Raw genomic sequence first — 3,727 nt, 5'->3', positions numbered from 1 at the left:
TCCTTTCGTCGTGCTGTTGATTCTGCCTTCCTATGACCTGTTCGGACTATTATGAGAAATGCTATAACTGATACATCTATAATCAAACAAATAGAGGAACTTCTTGCAATTTTACGTAATCAAATTAAAACTTTAGAAGATGAAATGATTACATTTATCGATCAAAACCAAGAGCTTAAAAGAAAATATATATCAATAACTATATAGTAGCGGGATGACGGTTTTTCAAATTATCGGTAAATCTAAGTCAGTTTAGCTATAGGCAGCAATTTTCTGTATTTATTTTAAATTGAAGAAAGCTCAAATGAAAGATCGTGTTTTGCTAAAAATCACAGAATGCAGTCTGGTTACTATTTAAAAGGATATGTTCAAAAAACTGTGTCAAATCAACTCATACACTTCATTACCAACTTCATGATGAAGTTCCGCAGTTGGATGGAAATAATCAAAAAAGAAATAATCCTTTAGTGTTTCTTTGCTACACCCAGGGTTATAGTGAACGTCAAGTTCCCCTTTAAATATCAACTTTAAGAGTATTTTTATATTTTCTTTAAATCTCCCAACTTGGTCTGCAATGTTCGATGTGCATGCATCTTGACAATTTAAACCTTTGCTCTTGTATTCGCTAAACATACTTCTCATTTTAGAGTTAAGATCAAATGCTTTTATTTCAAGATTTGTACTTTTCTTCATATAATCTAAGCCTTTAGCCAGTTTTGCATTGAAACTCTCCGTGAGCTTTGTAGCTAGTTCCCTTGCTTCTTCATCTCTATTAAAAGCTGGTATTGAGCCAACTTCAGGTGCATTTGCAACAACTACATGCTTAACACCATGTTCATTTAGAACCTTAAGTGCATTACATATTTCACTCACTGCTTGTTCCAACACTTCTTCCGCTTTAGTATCGTCATAAGCAGTGGCAACCATAACATCATTTCCGCCGATTATGATGCAAAATAAATCTTCTTTACCTATATCTGGATGATGTTTAATTACCGCATCTAGCTGGTTAGCTAAACGAAATTTATTGAAGAAATAAGAAAAAATAGGGTCAAAAATTTCAGATGCTGTTGCATATGAAACTGCGTAATTCTGACCTTGCTGTTCGTGGCATCTTCCAAAAAATGAATAACTCCACCCAGGTTTAAATTCATCTAAATCTAAATATTTTGCTATATATTCAACAGCAGTAGGGCCATTGCTAAAAGATCTTCCTTGATAAAAAGGATCATCAAATTTTACGCTTTTTGCAAAGGATAAATTATTTAAAATTCCAATGATTGCGCCATTATCGGATAAGCTATCACCCAGAACATAAAAATTTCTATACTTTAAATTAGAATTGTCATTTTTGTTTGTCATAATATTTACCGTAGATTAGCATGTTGTTTCATTAGATTCATAGAAAAAGAAAAATAGCGGTGAAATTATACAACTTTGGCCTAACTTGCTCTCCACTTTTTCCGGGCAAAATCAGCTTCTTCTTAACTTGACACGTATACTTAAAAGAACCCTCTAAGTTTTCTAGCACGGCTTGGATGTTTCAACTTGCGCAGTGCTTTTGCCTCTATTTGCCTAATTCTCTCACGTGTTACATTAAAAATTTTTCCTACTTCTTCTAAGGTATGTTCCTTCCCATCTTTACCAAGGCCAAAACGCATTCTTAAAATTCTTTCTTCCTTTGGTGTTAAAGTTGCAAGAACATTGGTTGTAATGCCACGCAAGTCAGCAAGTATTGCAGCATCCTCTGGCCTGGAGACTCGCTTGTCTTCTATACAATCACCAAAGGTACTACTATCATCTTTTCCTGTTGGAGCTTCAAGACTTACTGGATCCCTTGCTATTTTCATAACTTTGCGTATTCTTTCCAGTGGCATTGTCAGTTCTACACTCAATTCCTCTAACGTCGGCTCTCTTCCCATCTCATGAGTCATCTTTCTTAATGCTCTGTTGATTTTACTGATAATTTCCACCATATGAACTGGTATTCTAACTACTTTAGACTGCTCAGGTATTGCTCTAGTGATTGATTGTCTTACCCACCAAGTGCCATAAGTTGAAAATTTATATCCACGTTTGTAATCAAACTTATCCACGGCCTTCATAAGACCAATATTGCCTTCTTGTATCAAATCAAGCAGATCAAGGCCTCTTTTTGAATACTTCTTAGCAATGGAAACTACTAGCCTTAAGTTAGCCTTAATCATTTCTTGCTTTGCTTCAGAGACTTCTCGTTCGTGTTTTTGTATTCTCTTGATTAGCTCCTTAAATTCTTGTACGTTATCTTCCTGTATATGCTGCTTAATACCGTTCAAGGTACTAGCTATATGTTCAGAGTTATCGTCTATAAACCTTAAAAATTTGTTTTTTAATTCACCTGTAAAAGAGGACTGATTTTCATTGATCTTTAAAAGACTTATCTTTTTCAATTCGTGCTTTAAAAGCACGTCATCATAAACTTTATAGAAACTTTCTCTATCGATATCGTATTTTCTAGCCTCAGCAATAAGATTAGCCTCTTCAAGCGTAATGGATCTATTTATCTTATAAAGTTCTTGTGTAATTCTGGCAACAGCAGCATCACTTAACTTAATTTGTAATGCTATAGACCATATTTGATTATACAAATTTTCTAGCTCATTAGAGAAATTTTTAGAATTTTTTCTTAATATCAACGCTTCATTTGTTAAAGTAATTATCTCATCCAATGCAACTATGACCTTTGGCAATAAGTCACTTTCCATTTCAAGAATAGAAACATTTAAATTGACTGAACTTATATCTTCATTATTACCGTTTTTCTCATCATCACTTTTTTTACTATCTTTCTCATCATCACTACAGTACTCAGCATCTTCAGAAACATCCTCAGAATCCTCAACATCTTCAGCACTTTCTTCACTCTCTTCACTTTCTTCTTTGGGTACCACATTAAAATCAGAGTTATAAATTGCATCCAGATCTATAATTTCTCTCAGTAAGAGATCTCCATTACTTAAATCATCACGCCATACTTTTATCACCTTTAATGTTACTGATGTTTCAATTATTGCACGTAACATGTTATGCTTTTCAGATTCAATTTTTTTTGCTATCTCGATTTCATCTGCCCTTGATAAAAGCTTTACGGAGCTCATGTCTTGTAAATAAATCCTCACTGGATCATCATTTTGTACTAAAGTTGCAGTAACATTTGGCGATGTGTCATCATCATCAAGTTTACTATCATCACTGTTGGAAGGAATATCTTCTTCATCTTCGCTACTTTCAAGCACATTAATTCCGGAATCCTGCAATAAAGATATAGCATCATCTATAAAGTCAGACGAAAAATTTTCATCTGATAATTTATCATTTATATCATCAAAGGTGATAAAACCACCCTTTTTTATACTCTTAGTTACCAGATCTTTGATAATTTTTTTCTTATCTTCTGCATCATTAATAGTTGACATCATTACCTTTATAGTTTATAATTTTATTTCTTATTAACAAACAAACTTACAACGAGCAAGTCTATAATTTTACTTTTAACTTGTGGCTATTTGTTACTTCATATAGTTTAAGATACTGTTAATTTATGTACACTTGTCTTAATCGATTGTTCCATACTTTTCTTCCATTTTTACTGCTATGGATAATCCAACTGAAAATGTTGCAATTCCAACCACTATAGCAGTAAGCATTAAAACATGGGGTATAGGATTGCTATATGAATAAAAATTTG

General features: G+C 33.1%; 4 protein-coding genes. 1 reads left to right on the top strand and 3 read right to left on the bottom strand.

Annotated features, from left to right (window positions below):
- Nucleotides 1-51: 51 nt before the first annotated feature.
- On the top strand, nucleotides 52-207 hold the full coding sequence (locus ACIPNH_RS01660; RefSeq protein ID WP_341813858.1) for a hypothetical protein: 156 nt from the start codon (nucleotides 52-54) through the stop codon (nucleotides 205-207).
- 174 nt (nucleotides 208-381) lie between these two features.
- Here ACIPNH_RS01660 and ACIPNH_RS01655 read toward each other — a convergent pair whose 3' ends face one another.
- The 3 genes from ACIPNH_RS01655 to ACIPNH_RS01645 all read right to left on the bottom strand — a co-directional run.
- A complete protein-coding gene (locus tag ACIPNH_RS01655; protein ID WP_400771302.1) occupies nucleotides 382-1,362 on the bottom strand; it encodes an SGNH/GDSL hydrolase family protein in 981 nt (326 codons plus the stop codon).
- A 140-nt stretch (nucleotides 1,363-1,502) separates the two neighbouring features.
- Entirely contained in the window at nucleotides 1,503-3,455 is a 1,953-nt protein-coding gene (gene rpoD / locus ACIPNH_RS01650) for an RNA polymerase sigma factor RpoD (RefSeq protein WP_400771309.1), read from the bottom strand.
- Nucleotides 3,456-3,593: 138 nt separating this feature from the next.
- Nucleotides 3,594-3,727 (bottom strand): NADH-quinone oxidoreductase subunit K (locus ACIPNH_RS01645; protein ID WP_400771306.1); only part of this gene is annotated, 134 nt, incomplete at its 5' end.

This window comes from Wolbachia endosymbiont of Drosophila barbarae (genome assembly GCF_044752445.1).
GTDB classification, from domain to species: Bacteria; Pseudomonadota; Alphaproteobacteria; order Rickettsiales; family Anaplasmataceae; genus Wolbachia; species Wolbachia pipientis.
This window is presented reverse-complemented; position numbering and strand designations above follow the sequence as displayed.